This is a genomic window from Lampropedia aestuarii (assembly GCF_004803635.1).
Classification (GTDB): domain Bacteria; phylum Pseudomonadota; class Gammaproteobacteria; order Burkholderiales; family Burkholderiaceae_C; genus Lampropedia; species Lampropedia aestuarii.
Genome location: NZ_SSWX01000003.1, coordinates 137,137 through 158,493, shown reverse-complemented (window position 1 = coordinate 158,493; position 21,357 = coordinate 137,137). Strand labels below are relative to the sequence as shown.

Annotated in this window: 19 protein-coding genes; 7 read left to right on the top strand and 12 right to left on the bottom strand. The window is 55.9% G+C overall.

Annotated elements, in window-relative coordinates; all coding sequences use genetic code 11:
- Positions 1-12: 12 nt before the first annotated feature.
- Positions 13-1,338 (bottom strand): elongation factor P maturation arginine rhamnosyltransferase EarP, encoded by a 1,326-nt coding sequence (gene earP / locus E8K88_RS03435; RefSeq protein ID WP_136405248.1) that lies wholly within the window; start codon positions 1,336-1,338, stop codon positions 13-15.
- Between the two features lie 206 nt (positions 1,339-1,544).
- Here earP and uvrC point away from each other — a divergent pair, with 206 nt between their 5' ends.
- Both uvrC and E8K88_RS03425 read left to right on the top strand, forming a co-directional pair.
- Entirely contained in the window at positions 1,545-3,680 is a 2,136-nt protein-coding gene (gene uvrC / locus E8K88_RS03430; protein WP_240754294.1) for an excinuclease ABC subunit UvrC, read from the top strand.
- A 105-nt stretch (positions 3,681-3,785) separates the two neighbouring features.
- Positions 3,786-4,964, top strand: a complete 1,179-nt coding sequence (locus E8K88_RS03425; protein ID WP_136405247.1) for a phospholipase A — start codon at positions 3,786-3,788, stop codon at positions 4,962-4,964.
- 90 nt (positions 4,965-5,054) lie between these two features.
- Here the strand turns inward: E8K88_RS03425 and E8K88_RS03420 are convergent, their stop codons facing one another.
- The 10 genes from E8K88_RS03420 to E8K88_RS03375 all read right to left on the bottom strand — a co-directional run bounded on the left by E8K88_RS03420 (position 5,055) and on the right by E8K88_RS03375 (position 13,690).
- Positions 5,055-6,305: a D-amino acid dehydrogenase gene (locus E8K88_RS03420; RefSeq protein ID WP_136405246.1), complete on the bottom strand. Its 1,251-nt coding sequence runs from the start codon at positions 6,303-6,305 to the stop codon at positions 5,055-5,057.
- A 178-nt stretch (positions 6,306-6,483) separates the two neighbouring features.
- Positions 6,484-6,900, bottom strand: a complete 417-nt coding sequence (locus E8K88_RS03415; protein ID WP_136405245.1) for a F0F1 ATP synthase subunit epsilon — start codon at positions 6,898-6,900, stop codon at positions 6,484-6,486.
- 82 nt (positions 6,901-6,982) lie between these two features.
- Positions 6,983-8,389, bottom strand: coding sequence for a F0F1 ATP synthase subunit beta (atpD, locus tag E8K88_RS03410; RefSeq protein ID WP_136405244.1), 1,407 nt, complete (start codon positions 8,387-8,389; stop codon positions 6,983-6,985).
- A 21-nt stretch (positions 8,390-8,410) separates the two neighbouring features.
- Complete coding sequence (atpG, locus tag E8K88_RS03405; protein WP_136405243.1) at positions 8,411-9,283, bottom strand: F0F1 ATP synthase subunit gamma; 873 nt, start codon at positions 9,281-9,283, stop codon at positions 8,411-8,413.
- Between the two features lie 34 nt (positions 9,284-9,317).
- The gene (atpA, locus tag E8K88_RS03400) at positions 9,318-10,871 is read right to left on the bottom strand and encodes a F0F1 ATP synthase subunit alpha (protein WP_136405242.1); all 1,554 of its coding nucleotides are present in this window, start codon (positions 10,869-10,871) and stop codon (positions 9,318-9,320) included.
- Between the two features lie 47 nt (positions 10,872-10,918).
- The gene (locus E8K88_RS03395) at positions 10,919-11,452 is read right to left on the bottom strand and encodes a F0F1 ATP synthase subunit delta (protein WP_136405241.1); all 534 of its coding nucleotides are present in this window, start codon (positions 11,450-11,452) and stop codon (positions 10,919-10,921) included.
- Between the two features lie 11 nt (positions 11,453-11,463).
- A complete protein-coding gene (locus tag E8K88_RS03390) occupies positions 11,464-11,934 on the bottom strand; it encodes a F0F1 ATP synthase subunit B (protein ID WP_136405240.1) in 471 nt (156 codons plus the stop codon).
- Positions 11,935-11,967: 33 nt separating this feature from the next.
- On the bottom strand, positions 11,968-12,219 hold the full coding sequence (gene atpE, locus E8K88_RS03385; RefSeq protein WP_136405352.1) for a F0F1 ATP synthase subunit C: 252 nt from the start codon (positions 12,217-12,219) through the stop codon (positions 11,968-11,970).
- 106 nt (positions 12,220-12,325) lie between these two features.
- A complete protein-coding gene (atpB, locus tag E8K88_RS03380) occupies positions 12,326-13,204 on the bottom strand; it encodes a F0F1 ATP synthase subunit A (RefSeq protein ID WP_136405239.1) in 879 nt (292 codons plus the stop codon).
- A gap of 21 nt (positions 13,205-13,225) precedes the next feature.
- Positions 13,226-13,690 carry a hypothetical protein gene (locus E8K88_RS03375; protein ID WP_136405238.1) on the bottom strand — a complete coding sequence of 155 codons (465 nt, stop codon included), beginning with the start codon at positions 13,688-13,690 and terminating at the stop codon, positions 13,226-13,228.
- 710 nt (positions 13,691-14,400) lie between these two features.
- Between E8K88_RS03375 and E8K88_RS03370 the strand changes: the two genes are divergently transcribed.
- Both E8K88_RS03370 and E8K88_RS03365 read left to right on the top strand, forming a co-directional pair.
- The gene (locus E8K88_RS03370) at positions 14,401-15,303 is read left to right on the top strand and encodes a Bug family tripartite tricarboxylate transporter substrate binding protein (protein ID WP_240754293.1); all 903 of its coding nucleotides are present in this window, start codon (positions 14,401-14,403) and stop codon (positions 15,301-15,303) included.
- A 25-nt stretch (positions 15,304-15,328) separates the two neighbouring features.
- Entirely contained in the window at positions 15,329-16,522 is a 1,194-nt protein-coding gene (locus E8K88_RS03365; RefSeq protein ID WP_136405236.1) for an isochorismate synthase, read from the top strand.
- Between the two features lie 67 nt (positions 16,523-16,589).
- On the opposite strand, the gene E8K88_RS03360 is transcribed toward E8K88_RS03365, so the two are convergent.
- Positions 16,590-17,582: a LysR substrate-binding domain-containing protein gene (locus E8K88_RS03360; protein WP_168797237.1), complete on the bottom strand. Its 993-nt coding sequence runs from the start codon at positions 17,580-17,582 to the stop codon at positions 16,590-16,592.
- Positions 17,583-17,731: 149 nt separating this feature from the next.
- Here E8K88_RS03360 and hmgA point away from each other — a divergent pair, with 149 nt between their 5' ends.
- From hmgA to E8K88_RS03345, 3 genes are all read left to right on the top strand, one after another.
- Positions 17,732-19,051, top strand: a complete 1,320-nt coding sequence (hmgA, locus tag E8K88_RS03355) for a homogentisate 1,2-dioxygenase (protein ID WP_136405234.1) — start codon at positions 17,732-17,734, stop codon at positions 19,049-19,051.
- A 17-nt stretch (positions 19,052-19,068) separates the two neighbouring features.
- Positions 19,069-20,352 (top strand): fumarylacetoacetase, encoded by a 1,284-nt coding sequence (fahA, locus tag E8K88_RS03350; protein WP_136405233.1) that lies wholly within the window; start codon positions 19,069-19,071, stop codon positions 20,350-20,352.
- Positions 20,353-20,610: 258 nt separating this feature from the next.
- Entirely contained in the window at positions 20,611-21,339 is a 729-nt protein-coding gene (locus tag E8K88_RS03345) for a ZrgA family zinc uptake protein (protein WP_168797236.1), read from the top strand.
- Positions 21,340-21,357: the final 18 nt, after the last annotated feature.

The window sequence follows — 21,357 nt, the reverse complement described above, 5'->3', positions numbered from 1 at the left end:
AGCGCCGAGGCCTCAGCGCGGGGCAACGCGAGCTTGCACGTACCCGCGCAGCGTCGAAGCCAAATCCTCACGTTCAAGCAGCTTGCTCTTGGCTTGCTGCGCGCAGGTTTGCCACTGCGCCAAAGCCTTGGCACTGGGCCAATCTCCGGGCGACTGCCGACTTGCTTCATGCAAAGCACCAGACGTCGTTGCAGGCGTGATGCCATTGAGTTGGTACATGGCATCACGCCAAGCACCAGGCACTTGCAGCCAATCTAAAAATGCATCAAGCTTCGCATGGTGGGCGTGGTCATCTTGTGGGTAAATATGCCAGAGAAAAGGCTGACCGGCCCATAGCGCCCGCACGAGCGAGTCTTCACCTCGCACAATATTGCAATCGCTTGCCCACAGCACTTGGTCAAACTCCGCCTGACTCACGTGCGCCAGCGTGAATACCGTCAACTGGCCATGTTGCAGCTGCTGGGTTGCCAAACCGCTTGTGGGCTGCATCGCCCCAGCCCAACCCAGAGCCGCCCAACAGGCTTGCAAATGCTCCTGTGAACGCCCGGCCATGGCCAGCAGCACGACTGGCTGCGCCCCTGCGGCCCATTGCTGCAGCCAGTCTTGCAGGCACTCGGGCTCATACGCAAACAAGCTGATCCACAGGGCTTCTGTGCCTGCCTGGCCTGCCTTGGCCTGCACTGCAGGCAAGACTGGAAAGTGCTGGCTGCGCCACTGCTGGCGGTCAAACTGCGCTTGAGCTTGCAGCAGCTGCGGCTCGCGCAGCAGCCCCCCGGTTTTAGCCGTAAAGCCGGGGTAGAAAAAAGTTTTGCTTTGGCCTTGCGCAGGCCCGAACATGACGGGCGATTGCAGCAAATGCATGCGCTCAACATAGGACTCGGCCGACAGGTACTCCAGATTCAGCCACTGCGGCCATGGCTGAGCCGGGGGGGCTGCGCCAGCCTCAGCAGAGGCTGCAGATTCGGCCAGGGCCTCCAAGTACGCATGGGGAATCTCGCAGCCAAATGCCTCGACCACCACATCCGGGCGCGGCATGGCCTGCAAAAACTGCCGTAGATCAGACCGCTGCGCTGAGGCCCACGGCATAATCTGAATGGCCCGCTGGGCGCCAACCGTGACACCAGCTCCATCCAGCCAGTCGCCTGCGATGGCGGGCTGCAGGTTGAGCGCCTGCTGTTTGGCCTGATTGATCTCAGCGCTCATCCAGCACAAGGGCGCAGGGTCATCGATCCACAAACGCACGCGCTCACCGCGCTGCGCCAGATTGTCCGCCAAGCGCCAGCAGACACCGGCATCGCCATAGTTGTCAATCACCTGACAAAATACATCCCATTGCATCCGCCTGAACTCCCTCTCTCTGGCTTGGTTCACACTATGATTGTGTCGCTTGAATTGTGCACGCAGTCTGCCCATAGGGCCGCGCGCCGCGATGCACTTGCACCACAAGCACGACAGCGATTGTGCCCGCCTGGGTGGCACAGCGCACGACACGATGAGACCGCATTGACCCGATTGAATGGCCAAGCCCAGCTTGCCTTTGCACAATGAACGCTGAAACAGCTCCACCTTCCACGATGTTGCAACAAGCCTTGCAACTGCCCATTTTGCCTGGGGTCTACCGTTACTTTGATGCGGCCGACCAGCTTTTGTACGTCGGTAAAGCCAAAAACCTCAAACGCCGGGTCTGCAGCTATTTTCAAAAAGACCACGGCGGCTCACGCATTGGCCACATGGTCAGCAAGATTGTGCGCATGGAAACCACCGTGGTGCGCTCTGAAGCAGAGGCTTTGCTGCTTGAAAACAACCTGATCAAAACACAGAATCCGAAATACAACATCCTGTTTCGGGATGACAAAAGCTATCCCTACCTGAAAATTTCCGCCGCCAGCGCAGCACCGGCCAAAGCGACAAGTGGCGCGGGTGCGGTGCCACAAGCCCACAGCTTTCCGCGCATCAGCTATTACCGGGGTGCCACCGATCGCAAACACCATTACTTTGGACCCTATCCCAACGCCTGGGCCGTGAAAGAAACCATCCAGCTATTGCAGCGGGTATTCTTGCTGCGTACCTGTGAAGACACGGTCTTCAACAACCGCACACGACCTTGTTTGCTGCACCAAATCAAGCGCTGCACCGCGCCGTGTGTGGGCCTGATCTCCCATGCCGATTACCTGGCTGATACCGAGCAGGCCGAGGCGCTGCTGCGCGGTCAAACCGACACCTTGGTGCGCAAGTTGGAAGCGCGCATGATGGACTTGGCCGAACAAATGGAATATGAGCAGGCCGCCCAGGTGCGTGACCGCATTGCCTCGCTGTCCACAGTGTTGCAGCAGCAGTCGGTAGAGACCGTCGGTGATGCTGATGTAGACATCATCTCCATTGTTCGGCAAGGCGGTAAAGCCTGTGTCAATCTGGCGATGGTGCGTGGTGGCCGCCATTTGGGTGACCGCCCGTACTTTCCCAGCCAGCTCGAAGCGGCGCTGGCCATGCAGACTGAAGACAGTGGCAGCGACGATGCTGCAGTAGCCGATGCTTCTGTTGCACAGGCCACGCCAGATACCGCCGATGGCGGCAACATGGCGCAGACAAGCGCGCTCAGCGATGCCCAGGCGCAAAAGCAAATTCTCACGGCTTTTGTCGCCCAGCATTACCTGAGTTACCCAGCCCCCCCTTTGCTGATTACCAGCCACGCAATCGACAAAAGCCTATTGGCCGTACTGGCCGAAGGCACAGGCAAAACCATTCGCAACCAGACCCAGCCTCGTGGCGAGCGCAAAACCTGGCTAGAAATGGCACATAAAAATGCCCAATTGCAATTGGCGCGCCTGCTGTCAGAGGAAGGCTCGCAAAAAGCCCGCACGCAAGCTCTGGCGCAAGCCTTGCAGCTGGATCTGGATGAAGCCGCTTTGAATGAGTGGCGCATCGAGTGCTTTGACATTTCACACACTGCTGGCGAGGCCACACAGGCCTCTTGCGTCGTGTTTGAGCAACACACCATGCAAAGCAGCGAATACCGCCGCTACAACATCACCGGCATCACCGGCGGCGACGATTACGCCGCGATGCGCCAGGTGCTGACACGCCGCTACAGCAAGATCATTGAAGCCCTTGCGCAGCAATCCGTACAGGGCCAACACGAGTTGGAGGGCACCAGCGTGTCCCCCCCAGCAGAAGCTGGATCGGAAGCAACCGCCCTAAATACAGCAGTAGAGAAAAAAACGCGTTTGCGCATGCCCGATCTGGTGTTGATAGATGGCGGCAAAGGCCAGATTTCGACGGCACGCGAAGTGTTTGAACAATTGGGCCTGGACATTGGCCTGCTGGTCGGTGTTGAAAAAGGCGAAGGCCGCAAAGTGGGCCTGGAAGAGTTGGTGTTTGCCGATGGCCGCGCCAAGATCAGCCTGCCCCCCACCAGCGCCGCCTTGATGCTGGTGGCGCAGATACGCGATGAAGCCCACCGCTTTGCGATTACCGGCATGCGCGCAAAGCGTTCGCGCATTCGCACCGGCGGCAGCCGTTTGGAGGACATAGCAGGCATTGGCCCGAAACGACGCGCACGCCTGCTGCAGCGCTTTGGTGGCGTACAAGGTGTAGCCAATGCCAGCGTACAAGACCTGATGACGGTTGATGGCATTTCCAGTGACTTGGCCGAAAACATATACCATGCGCTGCGTGGCTGAATACAGGCCACTGTGAACCTTCAAAGGACACATGGCTGACCCCGCCCCCATGCAGTTTTTATTGCTCTGCAGATATTGACTCAATCCATTCATTCGACTCAATTTATGGCTACGACCACTTCTTACACTGCCTGGGCCTGTCTGTCTGTGGGCGTGGCGCTGTGCGCTACCACTGCGGCTCAAGCACAAGCGCCCATCACGCCAAATACCAGCAGCCTACAAAGCTGCGCTGCTGTTGTTAGCGACAACGAGCGCCTGGCCTGTTTTGATGCTTTGGTTAGCCCCCCCTCCCCCATGACTCGCAGTGGCAATGGCGCCTGGTATGGCACGGCACCTGAAAGCACGGCTGTGCCACCAGCAACGGCAGCACAATTGACACTGCCGGTGGCCGCAGCGCCAGCCGATACCGACAATGGGGAGGGCTGCCGCAACCACGACTACGACACCACATCGCGCATGTGGGAGCTGACCAGCGAGACCGATTGTGGCAACTTCCGCTTTCGCGGCTACCGCCCCATGATTTTTGCGCTCAGCACCAGCAATCGAATCAACCGCCAGCCCTACTCGCCTGGACTTGACAATGGGCTGGCCGAATACCAGGACTACCAACGCCCTGAAACGCGCATCCAACTCTCGATCCGCACCAAACTCGCCAGCAACATTTTCACCAGCGACGCCAGCAACAAGCGTGACTCGCTGTGGTTTGGTTTTACCTCCAACTCCTATTGGCAAGCCTTTAACGGCACGCTCTCTCGGCCATTTCGCAATACCGATTACCAGCCTGAGCTGATGTACGTCTATCCGCTGGAATGGAAACTGCTGGGGCAAGCCAAGCTGCGCTATGCAGGCCTTGGCATCAACCACCAATCAAACGGACAAAGCAACCCCTTGTCACGCAGCTGGAACCGCTACTACATGATGCTGGGCTTGGACGTAAACCCCGAGGTGCGCCTGCAAGCGCGCTTGTGGCATCGCATCAAGGAAGATGCTGCCAAAGACGACAACCCGAACATCAGTGACTACATTGGTCGCGGCGAATTCACAGCCGCTTGGGATGTGAACAAAACCAATACCTTGGTCATGACTGCCCGCAGCTCCTTGCGCAGCAATTCCAGAGGATCAACACAGCTGGAGTGGTTCCACACCCTGGGTGAGCAGCTCACTGGCGGCAAAAGCAATTTGCGTCTTTACACCAGCCTGTTCAGTGGTTATGGCGATAGCTTGATTGACTACAACTTTCGCCGCACCGTATTCTCAGTGGGTGTGAGTTTATTGGACTTTTAAGAGCCTGCTTACTGCTTGTGCCGTTCAACGGCACTGCAGCGCATACGCCCTACCCAGGGTGCGAAGGCCTGGCTGAGTCCAGTGGCAGGCTCAGAGTACCGCCGCATCACTGGCAATCAAAGCGGTGACCAACTCGGCCGTGGCCGCCGAGAGCGTCCAGCCCAGATGGCCATGGCCGGTGTTGTAGTAAACCCGCCGGCGCTGACCGCGCTGGATGACCGGCATCATATTCGGCATCATCGGACGCAGCCCAGCCCATGGCACGGCATTGGCCGTTTCAAGATCGAAATTCTCACGCACCCATTGCAGCAAGGGCGCGATTCTATCGGCTCGTATATCGCGATTCTCGCCATTGAACTCAGCCGTCCCGGCCACGCGCAAGCGGCTCTCTCCCAGTCGACTGGTGACGATCTTGGCATGCTCATCCAACAAACTCACCCATGGTGCATTGGCGCGGCTGCGCGCATCGTCCAAATGCAGGGTAATTGAGTAGCCCTTCACAGGGTAGACATTGACGCGGTCGCCCAGCATCTGCGCCAAAGAACGGCTTCCCACACCGGCGCAAACCAGCACCGCATCACAGGCCAACACCTCTGGAGGCGCGGCTGCAGCGAATTCGCCCAGTTCATTGACCGCACGCCAGTGCAATGCCACCCCTGTCTCACTGGCCTCGGCCTGCACGACCTGGACATCCTGGTAGAACGTGACCCCTTTGCGCTCGCAAGCGCGCGCCAACCCCCGCGTGAATTGATGGATATCTCCGGTCGAATCGGATTCAGTAAAAAATCCACCAGCATACTGGCCCGTGAGCGTTGGCTCCAACTGGTGAATTTCTTCATTGGTCACTGCCACACGCTCTAGGCCGCCTTGCTTGAGCAAGCGTGTCGCCGCCGCCGCTTCTGCCAATGTGTGTGCATCGTGGTAGAGGTGCAGGATGCCTCGTTTTTCCAAATCAAAGGCAATGCCCTCGGCCTCGGCCATCGCAAACAGGTACTGGCGCGCCTCAATGGCCATACGCGTGGTCGCGACCGAATTGGCATCGTGGTGGCGAATCTGGGCAATGAACTCGGCAATCCAGCTGTATTTATGCCACGAAGGTGCTGGGTTCAGCAGCAGTGGCGCGTCGCTGTGCCACATCCAACGCAGGGCTTTTTGCAATGTGGCCACGCTGTTCCACACCTCGGTGTGGCTGGCCGATAGCTGGCCGCCATTGGCAAACGAGGTTTCCATAGCCGGATAGCGGTGCCGGTCAAGCACACTGACTTCAAAGCCTGCTCGTGCCAAGCAATACGCACTGGTCACTCCGGTGATGCCGGCTCCAATAACGGCGATATGGGTCATAAATCTAGCTGCATATGCATAAACCAATATCATCGCACTGACTGGCCACCGCACTGCCAAAGAAAATGCGCACAATTGCAGCAAAACCATCGCAGATATAAAAAAAACCGCTGCAGATGCAGCGGTTGTGTAGGGCAAACGATTGTATTCGCATGGACGAATACAATATTCGCTATTTTCAGCGTTTGTTCTGAAACTTGCGCAAAGCAGCCAGCTCAGCGGCCAGAATGGCCAGCTCAGACTGGGCGCTGGCCAGATCGATATCGCTCTTGGCATTGCGCATCGAGTCTTCAGCAGCTTGTTTGGCTTTGTTGAGTTTCTCTTCATCCAGATCAGCACCACGCACAGCTGTGTCAGACAACACAGTGACGCGATCGGGCTGAACTTCTAAGATACCACCAGCAACAAAAACAAATTCCTCTTTGCCATCAGGCAATTCGATACGCACAGAACCCGGCTTGATACGTGTGATCAAGGGGACGTGACGCGGCAGAATACCCAATTCACCGGATTCGCCCGGCAGCGCGACGAACTTGGCTTCGCCCGAAAAAATGGATTCTTCGGCGCTGACCACGTCGACATGAATGGTGTTCATTGGCATTCCTTGCAACGGTTGGGATTGAGATTGGCCAAGCTATTCAGTCAATGAAAGGCTTGGCCGCCTGGGGCTTTGGAGATCAAGCGACCTTCTTAGCCTTCTCAATCGCTTCGTCGATCGTACCAACCATGTAGAACGCTTGCTCAGGCAAGTGGTCCACTTCACCGTTGGTGATCATCTTGAAGCCACGAATGGTTTCGGCCAAAGGCACGTACTTACCAGGGGCGCCAGTAAACACTTCAGCAACGTGGAATGGCTGCGACAGGAAACGCTGAATCTTACGTGCACGTGCAACCAGCAGTTTGTCTTCAGGAGCCAATTCGTCCATACCCAGAATCGCGATGATGTCACGCAATTCTTTGTAGCGCTGCAGCGTACCTTGAACGGCGCGAGCGACTTGGTAGTGCTCTTCGCCCACCACTTGTGGGTCCAGCTGACGGCTGGTGGAGTCCAGTGGATCAACCGCTGGATAAATACCCAAAGCAGCGATGTCACGTGACAGAACCACGGTGGAGTCCAAGTGAGCAAACGTTGTAGCAGGCGATGGGTCAGTCAAGTCATCGGCTGGCACGTACACGGCTTGGATCGATGTAATCGAGCCCACTTTAGTGGACGTGATACGCTCTTGCAGACGGCCCATTTCTTCGGCCAATGTAGGCTGGTAACCCACAGCAGAAGGCATACGACCGAGCAAAGCGGATACTTCGGTACCGGCCAAGGTGTAACGGTAGATGTTGTCCACGAAGAACAACACGTCACGGCCTTCGTCACGGAAGGCTTCAGCCATGGTCAAACCAGTCAGGGCCACGCGCAAACGGTTTCCTGGTGGTTCGTTCATCTGGCCATACACCATCGCCACTTTGGATTCAGCCAGGTTTTCCTGGTTCACCACTTTGGCGTCTGACATCTCGTGGTAGAAGTCGTTACCTTCACGAGTGCGCTCACCCACACCAGCAAACACGGACAAACCGCTGTGTGCTTTGGCGATGTTGTTGATGAGCTCCATCATGTTCACGGTCTTGCCCACACCGGCGCCACCGAACAGACCCACTTTACCGCCTTTGGCGAACGGGCACACCAAGTCAATCACTTTGATGCCGGTTTCCAGCAGTTCTTGCGATGGTGACAGTTCGTCGTAAGCCGGGGCTTTACGGTGAATCACGGCAGAGTGCGTGCTGTCCACAGGACCGCGCTCGTCGATTGGATTACCCAATACGTCCATGATACGGCCCAGCGTCGCTGTACCGACTGGAACGGTGATTGGGCTGCCAGTGTTGACAACCATCAAACCGCGACGCAGACCGTCAGAAGAACCCAGCGCAATGGTACGAACCACGCCATCGCCGAGCTGTTGTTGCACTTCCAGCGTCAGGGCAGAGCCTTCGAGCTTGAGTGCGTCATACACGTTCGGTACGGAACCTTGTGCGAACTCCACGTCCACCACGGCGCCAATACATTGAACAATTTTTCCTTGAGCTTGAGCCATTACTATTCCCAATAAAAATGTTTAGACGGCTGCCGCGCCGGCAACGATCTCGGACAACTCGGTCGTGATCGCCGCCTGGCGTGTTTTGTTGTAGACGAGCTTGAGATCTTTGATCACTGTGCCTGCGTTGTCGGTTGCAGCCTTCATCGCCACCATCCGCGCAGATTGCTCAGAAGCCATGTTGTCGGCCACTGCTGCATAGATCAAGGATTCCACATAACGCACCAGCAGCTCGTCAATGACGGTCTGTGCATCTGGTTCGTAGATATAGTCCCAATCACCACTTTTTTGAGCGTCTTTGTTATCCAGACGTTCTGGTTGAAGCGGCAACAGCTGCTCAATCACAGACTCTTGACGCATGGTGTTGATGAACTTGGTATAGCTCAAATACACGGCATTGATCTCACCAGCCACATAAGCGTCCAACAGCGCCTTGACGGGGCCAATCAAAGCCTCCAGACGTGGTGTATCGCCCAAGCCCGTGGCTTCCGCCACGACTGGTGCGCCAATACGGTTGAGAAAACCCAAACCCTTGCCGCCGATGGCCACAGCGCGGACAGACTGTCCACTCTTTTGCAGCTCACCGATCTTATTTGTCACTGCGCGCAACACGTTGGTGTTCATACCACCGCACAGGCCCTTGTCGGTCGTCACGACGATTACGCCAGCGGCCTTTGCATCGTTGGCCACCATGAATGGGTGACGATACTCAGGGTTGGCTGCTGCCAGGTGGGCAGCAATCGTGCGGATTTTCTCGCTATAAGGGCGTGCAGCCAGCATGCGCTCTTGTGCTTTGCGCATTTTGGACGCGGCCACCATTTCCATGGCCTTGGTGATCTTTTTGGTGTTTTCCACCGATTTGATCTTGCCGCGTATTTCCTTGCCACTTGCCATAGAAAACTCCTTTCAATGAGGTTGACACGCCGACTTAGGCGAACGATCTCTTGAAGGATTCAATGGCAGAGGCCAGTTCCGCTTCTGCGTCCTTGTCCAGCGCTTTTTTAGCCAGCAGCTTCTCAATCAGCGGGCCTTGCGACGCTTGCAGGTACTGGTGCAGACCTTTTTCAAAGTCCAGCACGCGCTTGACTTCGATATCGTCCAGGTAACCTTTGTTGGCAGCAAACAGCGATGCAGCCATCAAAGCGATGTTCAATGGCGAGTACTGGGCTTGCTTGAGCAATTCAGTCACACGCGCACCACGGTCGAGCTGCTTGCGGGTCGCTTCGTCCAGGTCAGAGGCGAACTGCGCAAACGCGGCCAATTCACGGTACTGGGCCAAGTCGGTACGGATACCGCCAGACAGGTTTTTCACCAGTTTGGTTTGCGCTGCACCACCTACGCGAGACACCGAAATACCGGCGTTAATCGCAGGACGGATACCAGCGTTGAACAGGTTGGACTCCAGGAAGATCTGACCGTCAGTGATCGAGATCACGTTGGTTGGAACGAATGCGGAGACGTCACCAGCTTGGGTTTCAATGATTGGCAGAGCTGTCAAAGAACCGGTTTTGCCAGTCACTTCACCTTTGGTGAATTCGGCCACATAATCGGCATTCACGCGCGCTGCACGCTCGAGCAAACGGCTGTGCAGATAGAACACGTCGCCAGGATATGCTTCACGGCCTGGTGGACGGCGCAGCAGCAGGGACACTTGACGGTAAGCCACGGCTTGTTTGGACAAGTCGTCATACACGATCAACGCATCTTGGCCACGGTCACGGAAGTATTCGCCCATGGTGCAACCGGAGTATGCAGACACGTACTGCATAGCGGCAGACTCAGAGGCAGTCGCAGCGACGACGATGGTGAATTCCATCGCACCAGCTTGCTCCAACGCGCGCACCACGTTTTTGACGGAAGAGGCTTTTTGGCCAATCGCCACGTAGATACAAGTAACGCCTTGGCCTTTTTGGTTGATGATCGCGTCGATGGCCACAGCTGTTTTACCAGTCTGACGGTCACCAATGATCAATTCACGTTGACCGCGGCCCACTGGGACCATCGCGTCAATCGCTTTCAAACCGGTTTGCAAAGGTTGGTCCACGGATTGACGAGCAATCACGCCTGGAGCCACTTTTTCGATCACGTCGGTTTCTTTGGCGTTGATCGGGCCTTTGCCATCAATGGGCTGACCCAAAGCGTTCACCACGCGACCGATCAGTTCTGGACCTACTGGCACTTCCAAAATACGGCCAGTTGTTTTCACAACGTCGCCTTCGGAGATGTGCTCGTACTCACCCAAAATCACGGAACCCACGGAGTCGCGCTCCAGGTTCAATGCGAGGCCGTATGTGGCATTGCCATTTTTATCGGCTGGGAATTCCAACATCTCGCCCTGCATCACCTCAGAGAGGCCATGAACACGGACGATACCATCTGTCACGGAAACCACAGTACCTTGGTTTCTGACGTCGGCACTGGATTCCAAGCCTTCAATACGGCTCTTAATCAGCTCAGAAATTTCTGCTGGATTGAGTTGCATGACTCGTTCCTTGTTGCTTGATTGATCACAAACACTGAAAACGGCCATCAAGCCGTCAGTGCCGCTTTCATTTGTTCCAAACGGGCTTTGACGGAGGTATCAAACTCCTCGTCACCCACGACTACCCGAACGCCTCCGATGAGCGACTCATCAATCTTGACAGACAGATTGAGTTTGCGCTCGAAACGCTTCTCCAGCGTTGGCCTGAGCACTTCGAGCTCAGCCTCAGAGATCGGGAACGCGCTAAATACATCCGCATCGGCAGCGCCTTCTTTGTCGTTGACCAAGTCACGAAACTGCACAGCCACTTGAGGCAAGGCAGCCAAACGGTCATTGTCAACCACAGCACCTAAAAAGTTTTTCACCAAAACTGGCAATTCGCCATTGGCAACACCGGCGAACAGGGACAGCACCTGTTCGCGATTGACTTTAGGGCTTTGCGCTACACGCAGCACATCTTCATTGGAAGCAACAGTAGCGAATGCATCCAACCATTGCTGGATTTGCTCAACCCCTGCCCCAGCGGCTGCCTTGAACAGCGCCTCAGCGTAAGGACGGGCAATAGTGGCCAATTCCGCCATAGAGCCCCCTTTTACAGTTCAGCCTTGAGGCGATTGAGCAAATCAGCATGCACGGAGGCATTGACTTCTTTGCGCAAAATCTGCTCCGCACCTTTGACAGCCAAAGTAGCAACTTGGTCACGCAGCACTTCACGCGCTTGCAAAACTTGCTGATCCGCATCGGCTTTTGCTTGCGCAACAATCTTGTCAGCCTCTACGGACGCACGAGCACGAGCCTCATCGATGATGGCTTGAGCACGACGCTCAGCATCAGCCAACAAGGAAGTCGTTTCGTTTCTGGAGGCAGCCAACTGTTGCTCAACTCGGGTATTGGCAGATGCCAATTCAGTTTTTGCTTTATCCGCTGCAGCCAGCCCTTCGGCAATTTTTAGCGCTCTTTCATCCAAAGCTTTTGCAATTGGGGGCCACACGAACTTCATCGTGAACCACACCAAAATCAAAAAGACAATGGCTTGAAAGAACAGTGTCGAATTAATATTCATTGCAACACCTCTCCTTCGTGGCGTTGAATGAAATTAGATTGCTGGAATGAACGGGTTAGCGAATGCGAACAGCAAAGCAATAGCCACACCGATCAGGAACGCAGCGTCGATCAGACCAGCCAAGATGAACATCTTGGTTTGCAGTTCGTTGATCAGTTCTGGTTGACGAGCAGAAGACTCCAGGAATTTACCGCCCATCAGAGCAATACCGATCGAAGCACCGATAGCACCCAAGCCTACGATCAAGCCACAAGCCAGAGCAACCAGACCGTTGATGTTGCCGATGATTTCCATGATTTATCCTTCAGTTAGTGGAGATGAAAAAAGAAAACGAAACAAACAGGGCGCGCTCAATTAAGAAGACGAGAACACCCATTTAAAAAACCAAGTCTTAGTGAGCGTTGTGCGCCTGACCCAGATAAATGAGCGCCAACATCATGAAAATGAACGCTTGCAGCGTAATGATCAAAATGTGGAAAACAGCCCAAATCGTACCTGCAATGATGTGGCCAATGCCCATCATCGCGCCGCCCATTGACAGTGCTGCGTAGCCGCCAAGCAATGCAATCAGCATAAATACCAACTCACCAGCGTACATGTTGCCGAAGAGTCGCATACCGTGAGAGACGGTTTTGGAGACGTACTCAATGATTTGCATCAGCAAGTTCACCACACCCAAAATCACCGCAAAAATAGGATTTTTGGAGGTACCAAATGGGGCAGTCACCAGCTCGTGGGCAAAACCACCCACACCCTTGACTTTCACCGAGTAGTACAAGCACAACAGCAGCACAGCGATCGACAGACCAAAGGTAGTCGACAAGTCAGCCGTTGGCACCACGCGCAAGTAGGCATGCGCAGGATCGCCACCTGTAGCTTCATAACCCTTTGCCCACATATGCGGCAGCATATCCACAGGCAGCAAGTCCATGGCGTTCATCAGGAAAATCCAGACAAAGACAGTCAGCGCCAAAGGAGCAATGAACTTGCGGCTTTCAGCGTTGTGGATGTTGGCTTTGGTTTGGCTATCCACCATTTCAACTAAAAGTTCAACAGCCGCTTGAAATCTGCCAGGCACCCCCGATGTAGCCTTACGTGCAGCAAGCGCCAGCACAAATACACCAATCAGGCCCAATACCAATGCAACCACAATGGAGTCAATGTTGACCACTTTGAAATCAACAATAAAACCTTGCTTCAGGTTAGTCAAATGCTCCAAGTGGTGAACAATGTACTCACTTGGGGTCGGTGCTCCAGCGTTTGCAGCCATAGGTCAATTCTTTCAATCGTTCTACACACGCCTGTATCGCGCCATCACAATGGGCGCAATCCAGTACATATTCACAGTTATTACGACGGCGCCCAGAAGATAAGCCCAGGCCACCTTGTCAAGCAGCAATGGCGCCATTAGTAACAACACCACATTCAGCAGCAATTTCAGCATCTCGAACATGACCAAGACGCCTAATTCTGGCTTGCTGACAACGACCTTGGCAAACATGCAGGCTGGCAGCCAAATGGCCAAGGTTCCGTAAAGCCACGAGATTATAGCCGCAGAATCCCTGCTAACCCCCCAAATTACCAGTCCCAAAGCAATAGAAACAATTGCCTGCCACTGCACGACTTTCCAAGGCGACGGCTGCCAATGCGTGCGGCGCCATTGCTCAGCCTGCTCAGCAGTCAAAGGCTCGACACCATCCCATTGGCTGTCGTTACTGTCATCGGCATCAAAAGCTGCTTCCTGAAGGCGCTTCATAGAATCCCGTTCTGAATCTGAATGCGCTGTCATGATGTTCACCAATTGATACAAGCGCGAAATTATAGAAAACTAACATTTGCCAGGCGCTTATCACCCGCACACTCTGGGCTTATTTGACGCCAAATTACTTTGACGCTTTAGCACCACATGCACGTGCCATACAGGCTTAAGGCCTGCGCCTCCTTGCAAGCAGCGCTCCAAACGTCCCATTTGCCAAGCCATGCGAAGGCTTGGCAAACACTATTAATTAGCAAAAAAGCAACATTTCTGCAAAGATTTCATTCTGATCCAATTTCTTAAGGATCGCCAACCCGATCTGACAGACATCAGGCTTGTAGTTGTGACTACGGCGTACAACGCAGGCGTAGAACTGGTAGGGCACGCTTGTATCCCGGTCTACCAAGGATTGTGCCAACAGTTCCTAACTGCCAAACCAGCCGACCTCGTGGCCAGCACAGTGCGCAATATGTGACTATCATGCATGCCGCGTGGCTAGCGACATGCCAACAAGCTGCCAAGAGCCATGCACAGCGCCTTTCATCACAAGCATGCCTAGCCAAGGCATGCATGCGCAGGCAGGCACACACCGATTCGCATTCCATCGCTCCTTGGAGACTACTATGACACCGCAGCACTGGCTCACACGCCTTTGTTTCATCGTTTGCGCCGCAAGCCTTTGCGCGCCCACATTTGCACAAAGTACAGATGTGCAGTGGCCCAGTAAAAACCTGTCCTTGATCGTGCCATTTGGGCCAGGCTCCAGCCCCGACACCATGGCGCGCATTATCGCCGATGAAGCAGGCAAAACCTTGGGCAAGCCCATCATCATCGTCAACAAGCCTGGTGCAAGCGGCAATATTGGCACCAACGAAATCGCCAAAGCCAAACCCGATGGCTACACCTTTGGCGTCTCCATCACCGGGCCACTGGTCAATAACCCTGTGATTGAAAAAAACCTGCCCTATAACCCCAGCACAGACATCGCGCCAATTGCTCTGGCCGTTCACCAATACAACGTGCTTGTCGTGCCCAAAGACTCACCCATCAATTCCCTGCAGGATTTGATTGCGGCAGCCAAAACACCCGATGCGCAACTCAACTTCCCGTCCACTGGTGCGGGCACAGTCTCACACCTGGCAGTTGAGCTGTTACTTGAGCGCACCGGCGGCGAAGCCCTGCACGTGCCCTACCCTTCGTCGCCAGCTGCGGTGACATCTTTGCTGACGGGCGAGACCCATTTCGCCGCCTTGCCTCCAGTGGCTGTGATGCCCTTGATCAAGGACGGCCGGATCAAGCCAATTGCCGCAGTTTCAGCCGAGCGACTGAGCTTCTTGCCCGAGGTACCCACCGTTGCCGAACTAGGCTATGCAGGCATTGAAGGCTCTGGCTGGATTGGCTTTATTGCGCCGGTCGGTATTGACGCACAGATACAAAGCCAACTCAATCAAGCCTTGACAGCCGCGCTGCAAAACGAAGCTGTACAAACCCGCTTGCACACGATGTTCATGGAACCCGCTGCCTCCACACCAGAAGCTTTTGCCGCTTATATGCAAGAAGAGGCAGCCCGCTGGACACCGCTGATCAAACGCCTGAACCTGGCAGAAAAGTAATCCCTTAGCGTCTATTGGTTTGATAATGTCTACAGCCACTTCCCCCGATCTGCCAGCCTCCAACGAATGGTTGCTGGATGCTTTTGCCAACCGTGATGCGTTTTTCGCATCCCCTGCCCACCAACTGCGCAGCCAGCATGGCAGTGCCGATCTGCACGCTTATGCGCCCATCAGTGCCAGCCTGGTTGAGCAACTGTTCGCGCAAGCCAACGCGCAGGGCCAGCACAACGCCGTACTGTTTGGCTTGATCCCGTTTGATGTCACGCAAGCTGCCAGCCTGACCATCCCCCAAAAAGTACAGCATGTGGCCAGCCCGGCCAACGCCAATGCCATCACGCCCACTCCAAGTACAGCAAACACAGCAAGTCCTGCTGTCACTAGCAAGCAGCCGGTCCCTGCGCCTGAACTCTATGGCCAAATGGTCGAGCAGGCCTTGGATTTGTTCGCACAAGGTGATGTGAAAAAAATCGTCCTCGCGCGCGCGATGGATGTCACCCTCTCTGGCACGATTGACCAGGCGCACATCCTGCGCGACCTGCTCGCTCGCAATCGCCACGGCTATACCTTCAGTCTACCGATCTGGAATGACGGCGCCGCCTCGCAAGCAGCGATGATGGGCGCCAGCCCCGAATTGCTGGTTCGCCGCGAAGGCGATATGGTGTTCATCAACCCATTGGCTGGCTCGATTCCGCGCCACAGCGACCCTGCGCTTGACCAAGAGCGCAAAGACGGCTTGGCAGTTTCGGAAAAAGACCTGCGTGAGCACGGCTATGTGGTCAGCGACATTACACGCATTCTGGCCGAGCACTGCACCGATCTGCAAATCCCGGAGCGCCCCAGCGTGATCGGCACAGATGCGCTGTGGCATTTGTCGACCTTCATCACCGCACGCCTGAAAAACCCAGCCATGACTGCTCTGGATTTGGGCCTGGCACTGCATCCCACGCCTGCCATGTGCGGTTTTCCAACTGCTAGCGCCTTTGCGCATATTCAAGCACTGGAGCCGTTTGAGCGTGATTACTTTGCGGGCCTTGTCGGGTGGCAAAAAGAGAACGGCGACGGCGAATGGGCTTTGACAATTCGCTGTGGGCAGTATGACGGCAAGCAGGTCTTCCGCCTCTACGCCGGCGCCGGCACAGTGGCAGGCTCTGACCCAGCCAGTGAAATCCGCGAAACCGAAACCAAAATGGCGACGTTTTTGCGGGCGATTGCCAAATAAATACCAAATAAGCCATTGGCATTTACGCATTGAGTGGCGCAGCCCTGCTGCGCCACAATAAAAAATATCAAACCCCACCAAACAGCTGCAACAAGCTGCTGCGCAACCAACGGCTGGCCTGGTCCTGGTGGAATTGCGGGTGCCAAAAGCAATACGTCTTCAGGCGCGCCTCCAGCCCATCGACCGGGGCCATGCGCAAACCCAATAATGCCGTGTATGTCTGCGCCAATTGGGCAGGCACCAAAGCCACTGCGTCTGACTGCGCCACCACAAACGGCACGGTGACCAGACTGCTGCAATAGTGGTGTGCTATTTGGCTACCCGCTGCGTCCAGCAACCAGCGCTGCGCGTGGGCATAGCTGCCCTGCGGCTGGTGCTGCAAGACACAGCGCAAGCCTGTCAGTGCAGCTGGTGGCACCTTGGGCACAGCCACAGGCTTGGTTTTAGCCGCTGTACTGGCCTGCGGGCCCTCGGGCAGCTGCAATTGCGGGTGCCCCTGCCTGGCGATCAGCACAAAGTCCTGCTCGAACAGGAGTTGCTGCATCGCGCCTTGCGGCATGTCTTCAAATGCACCAATGGCCAGATCAACCGCCCCCTGGCGCAAAGCCTCTTGCACGCTGCCAAGGCCGCTGACTGCTGCATGGCTGGCATGGGGTGCATGCGCAGCAATGCGCACATGGGGCGCGACCTGGCTGCAATAAGCCACCAATTGCGGCATGAAATACAACTCGGCCACATCCAGCATGGCCAGCGTGAACTGTTTGCTGCTGGTGCTCGCATCAAACACATCCGAGGTGCGCAGGCGCTGCGAAATACTGCCCAATGCTTGCGCCACTGGCTGGGCCAATTGCAGCGCAAACGGCGTCGGCTGCATGCCACTACGCCCTGCACGCACAAACAGGGCATCACCTGTCGCCTGGCGCAAGCGCGCCAATGCGCCACTGAGTGCCGGTTGCGACATATTCAATGCCAATGCTGCCCGCGAAACGCTGCGCTCTTGCATCACACAATGAAAAACCAATAGCAAATTCAAGTCGAACTGCCGCAAATGCTGCTCCATCACCATCGCATTCCTTGTGCTGCACTGCAGCTTGCTGGGTCAATGGCCGACCCAACTATCCACCAATCAAATAATTACTATATTAATATCTTTATTGATAATAGTTTTCAGATGCGCACAATAGTCCAAAAACACCCAAGGAGATACCAATGGCGCATACCACCTCAGCCGCTTTGCAATACATGAGCGGTTTTGCCAATGAATGGGCAACAGAGTCCCTTCCTGGCGCCTTGCCCGTCGGGCAAAACTCGCCCCAGCTCTGCCCCTACGGCCTGTATGCCGAGCAGATTTCAGGCACGGCCTTTACCGCACCACGCCACGCCAACCGCCGCAGCTGGTTCTACCGCATCCGCCCCGGCGCCGCCCACACGCCCTTCGAGCAGATTGGCAACGGCCATCTGAGTCAGGACTACCTCGACATTCCCACGACGCCCAACCAACTGCGCTGGGACCCAATGCCATTGCCTGGCGAGCAAGAGTCAGTCGACTTCATCGATGGCCTGCGCACCATGGCAGGCAACGGCGACCCGCACGCACAAAGCGGCACCGCCATTCACTTGTATGCCATCAACCGCTCCATGCAAGGGCGCTTTTTCTACAGCGCCGATGGCGAGTTGCTGATTGTGTTGCAGCAAGGCCGACTGCGCTTTGCCACGGAATGCGGCGTGATTGAGGCCGAGCCACAGGAGATCGTGGTGATTCCGCGCGGCATTCGTTTCCGTGTCGAGCTGCTCGATGCAGATGCACGTGGCTATATTTGCGAAAACTATGGCGCGCCTTTCCAGCTGCCGGATTTGGGCGTGATTGGCTCCAACGGCCTGGCCAACCCACGCGACTTCCAAACGCCTGTGGCCTGGTATGAAGATGTCGAGGGCCAATTTGACTTGATTGCCAAGTTCGGCGGCAACCTGTGGCGTGCCCAGTTGGACCATTCGCCGCTGGATGTGGTCGCCTGGCATGGCAACTACGCACCATACAAGTACGATTTGCGCCGCTTCAACACCATTGGCTCAATCAGCTACGACCATCCAGACCCATCGATTTTCCTGGTGCTGCAATCACCGTCTGACACCCCAGGCGTGGACACGATTGATTTTGTGATCTTCCCTCCACGCTGGTTGGCGGCTGAAAACACCTTCCGCCCACCATGGTTTCACCGCAATATCGCCAGCGAATTCATGGGCTTGATTGTGGGCCAGTACGATGCCAAGGCCGATGGCTTCCGCCCAGGGGGTGCCAGCTTGCACAATTGCATGAGTGGCCACGGCCCGGATGCGGCTACATTTGAGAAAGCCAGCCAAAGCGATACCAGCAAGCCGCACAAGGTCGATGCGACGATGGCCTTCATGTTTGAAACTCGCCATGTGATTCGCCCAACCCAAGCGGCGCTGGCCAGCGCACAACTGCAAGCCCATTACCACCAGTGCTGGCTCGATGTGAAAAAGCACTTCAATCCGAACAAAAAATAAACCATTACAAAGCATTTATGAGCCAACTCCTCACACGCAATGCCAGCCATGACCCCAGCCGCACCAGCTGGGTCGAGTCCGCCAACCAGCCAGGCTGCGACTTTCCGATTCAAAACCTGCCCTGGGGCCGCTACCGCCTCAAAACCGCCAACACAAACGATTGGCATTTGGGCGTGGCCATTGGCGACCAGATCCTGGACGCCCGCGCTGCCGACGTGATCGACACCGATGACCTCAATGCAGTGATGGCCCTGTCGCCCCAGCAGCGCCTGGCCATCCGCAACCAGCTCAGCGAAGGCCTGCAAACCGGCAGCGCCAAGCAAGCCCAATGGCAGGCTTTGCTGACGCCCCAGGCCGATGTGGAAATGGGCCTGCCATGCCGCATTGGCGACTACACGGACTTCTACACTGGCATTCACCACGCCACTGCCGTAGGCAAACTCTTTCGCCCGGATCAACCATTGATGCCCAACTATCAGTGGGTGCCAATTGGCTACCATGGCCGCAGCTCCTCGATTGGCGTCAGCGGCAGCGACTTCAAACGCCCGCAAGGCCAGACCAAAGCGCCCGACGCTGCTGCGCCGAGCTTTGGCCCCAGCAAACGCCTGGACTATGAGCTGGAGCTGGGTTTTTTCATGGCCCAAGGCAATGCCCAAGGCGAGCCGATTGCGATTGACGACGCCGAAGACCATTTGTTTGGTGTGGTACTGCTCAACGACTGGTCGGCGCGCGACATCCAAGCCTGGGAATACCAGCCACTTGGACCATTCCTGGCGAAAAACTTTGCCACCACCATCTCCCCGTGGGTGGTCACCAACGAAGCCTTGGCACCGTTTCGTGCACCGTTCACACGTCCAGCAAGCGACCCACAACCGCTGCCCTATTTGGATAGCGCCAACAACAAGGCGCAAGGGCAGCTGGCCATCAGCCTTGAAGTGCTGCTCCAGACCGCTCAAATGCACGCAGCCGGGCTTGCACCGGTTCGCCTGAGCCTGGGCCGCGCTGACCAAGCCGCGTACTGGACAGCGGCCCAATTGATTGCCCACCACACCGTCAACGGCTGTAATTTGCAGCCTGGTGATTTGCTGGGATCAGGCACACTCTCCGGCGAACTGCCCACAGAAGCCGGCTCCTTGCTGGAAATGACCCAAGGCGGCAAGCAGCCCATCACACTGCCCAATGGCGAGCAGCGCACGTTCTTGCAAGACGGCGATACGCTGATTCTGCGCGGCTGGTGTGAAGCAGAAGGTGCAGCACGCATTGGCTTGGGCCAAGTGCAAGCGACCGTCTTACCCGCCTAATCACCCCCGCTTTTGCGTCACAACCCAGCCTGCGTGCTGGGTTTTTTTATGGCTATGCACTGAAGCACCGCCCCAAGTTGTGGACCATGCTTGATGACACAGTGATGAAACCACACGATACCTGAGTTACAACAAACACTAATGATCTATTGTTATCATTTATGATGGTGGACAAGTATTCATGAATAGATGCTCGTCCAAAGCGAGTCAGTATTCTCGAATGTGGCTCACCATGCTTCTAACTTCAGTACCTTGACCATGACGCATTTGATTTCTTTCGCAAACACCAGCCTTGTCCAGCGCAGTCTGCGCGCAGTAGGCACGGCCGCTTCTTTGGCGGTGATCAGCTATGCAAGCAGCGCACTGGCGCATGAGCACGATCAGAATACACACAACCAAGCACAACACGCCCATGTGCATGGCGTGGTGCAGCTCGATGTCGCCGCCGATGGCAAGGAATTGCTGCTGCAACTGACTGCGCCGCAAGCCGATATCACCGGCTTTGAACACGCGGCCAATACGGCTGCCGAAAAGCAAACCGTGGCCGAGGCGATCAATCGATTGAAGCTCCCCAGCCTATTTGCACTCAACGCCAAAGCAGCGTGCAAGCTAGAGAGCGTTGATATTGACGGTTTAGAAGCAGACAGCCACAGCGCACACGCCAAAGCCAGCGTCCACAGTCATGAAACTGACACAAAAGCAAAGGATCATGGCCACCCTGAACACAGCAGCGATGCCCAACAGGCCGCAGACCATGGCCCTGAAGGCGACCACGAACACGATGATGCAAAACATGCGCATGGCCACAACGACGTCAGCGTCACTTGGCAATGGCATTGCGACAGCATCCAGCAGCTCGATGCGATCGATGTGCAGCTGGCCAAACAGTTCAGCAGCATCCACACCATCAACGTACAAATGGCCATGCCGCAAGGCCAAGCCAGCCGCACGCTCACATCAGGCCAAACCCGCTTGAGCTGGAAATAACCAGCCACATTCGCACCA

What these genes read in the sequence shown, in the direction of transcription:
- earP (WP_136405248.1), bottom strand. Translation starts at nt 1,338, where the DNA reads ATGCAATGGGATGTATTTTGTCAGGTGATTGACAACTATGGCGATGCC.
- uvrC (WP_240754294.1), top strand. Translation starts at nt 1,545, where the DNA reads ATGAACGCTGAAACAGCTCCACCTTCCACGATGTTGCAACAAGCCTTG.
- E8K88_RS03425 (WP_136405247.1), top strand. Translation starts at nt 3,786, where the DNA reads ATGGCTACGACCACTTCTTACACTGCCTGGGCCTGTCTGTCTGTGGGC.
- E8K88_RS03420 (WP_136405246.1), bottom strand. Translation starts at nt 6,305, where the DNA reads ATGACCCATATCGCCGTTATTGGAGCCGGCATCACCGGAGTGACCAGT.
- E8K88_RS03415 (WP_136405245.1), bottom strand. Translation starts at nt 6,900, where the DNA reads ATGAACACCATTCATGTCGACGTGGTCAGCGCCGAAGAATCCATTTTT.
- atpD (WP_136405244.1), bottom strand. Translation starts at nt 8,389, where the DNA reads ATGGCTCAAGCTCAAGGAAAAATTGTTCAATGTATTGGCGCCGTGGTG.
- atpG (WP_136405243.1), bottom strand. Translation starts at nt 9,283, where the DNA reads ATGGCAAGTGGCAAGGAAATACGCGGCAAGATCAAATCGGTGGAAAAC.
- atpA (WP_136405242.1), bottom strand. Translation starts at nt 10,871, where the DNA reads ATGCAACTCAATCCAGCAGAAATTTCTGAGCTGATTAAGAGCCGTATT.
- E8K88_RS03395 (WP_136405241.1), bottom strand. Translation starts at nt 11,452, where the DNA reads ATGGCGGAATTGGCCACTATTGCCCGTCCTTACGCTGAGGCGCTGTTC.
- E8K88_RS03390 (WP_136405240.1), bottom strand. Translation starts at nt 11,934, where the DNA reads ATGAATATTAATTCGACACTGTTCTTTCAAGCCATTGTCTTTTTGATT.
- atpB (WP_136405239.1), bottom strand. Translation starts at nt 13,204, where the DNA reads ATGGCTGCAAACGCTGGAGCACCGACCCCAAGTGAGTACATTGTTCAC.
- E8K88_RS03375 (WP_136405238.1), bottom strand. Translation starts at nt 13,690, where the DNA reads ATGAAGCGCCTTCAGGAAGCAGCTTTTGATGCCGATGACAGTAACGAC.
- E8K88_RS03365 (WP_136405236.1), top strand. Translation starts at nt 15,329, where the DNA reads ATGTCTACAGCCACTTCCCCCGATCTGCCAGCCTCCAACGAATGGTTG.
- E8K88_RS03360 (WP_168797237.1), bottom strand. Translation starts at nt 17,582, where the DNA reads ATGGAGCAGCATTTGCGGCAGTTCGACTTGAATTTGCTATTGGTTTTT.
- hmgA (WP_136405234.1), top strand. Translation starts at nt 17,732, where the DNA reads ATGGCGCATACCACCTCAGCCGCTTTGCAATACATGAGCGGTTTTGCC.
- fahA (WP_136405233.1), top strand. Translation starts at nt 19,069, where the DNA reads ATGAGCCAACTCCTCACACGCAATGCCAGCCATGACCCCAGCCGCACC.
- E8K88_RS03345 (WP_168797236.1), top strand. Translation starts at nt 20,611, where the DNA reads ATGACGCATTTGATTTCTTTCGCAAACACCAGCCTTGTCCAGCGCAGT.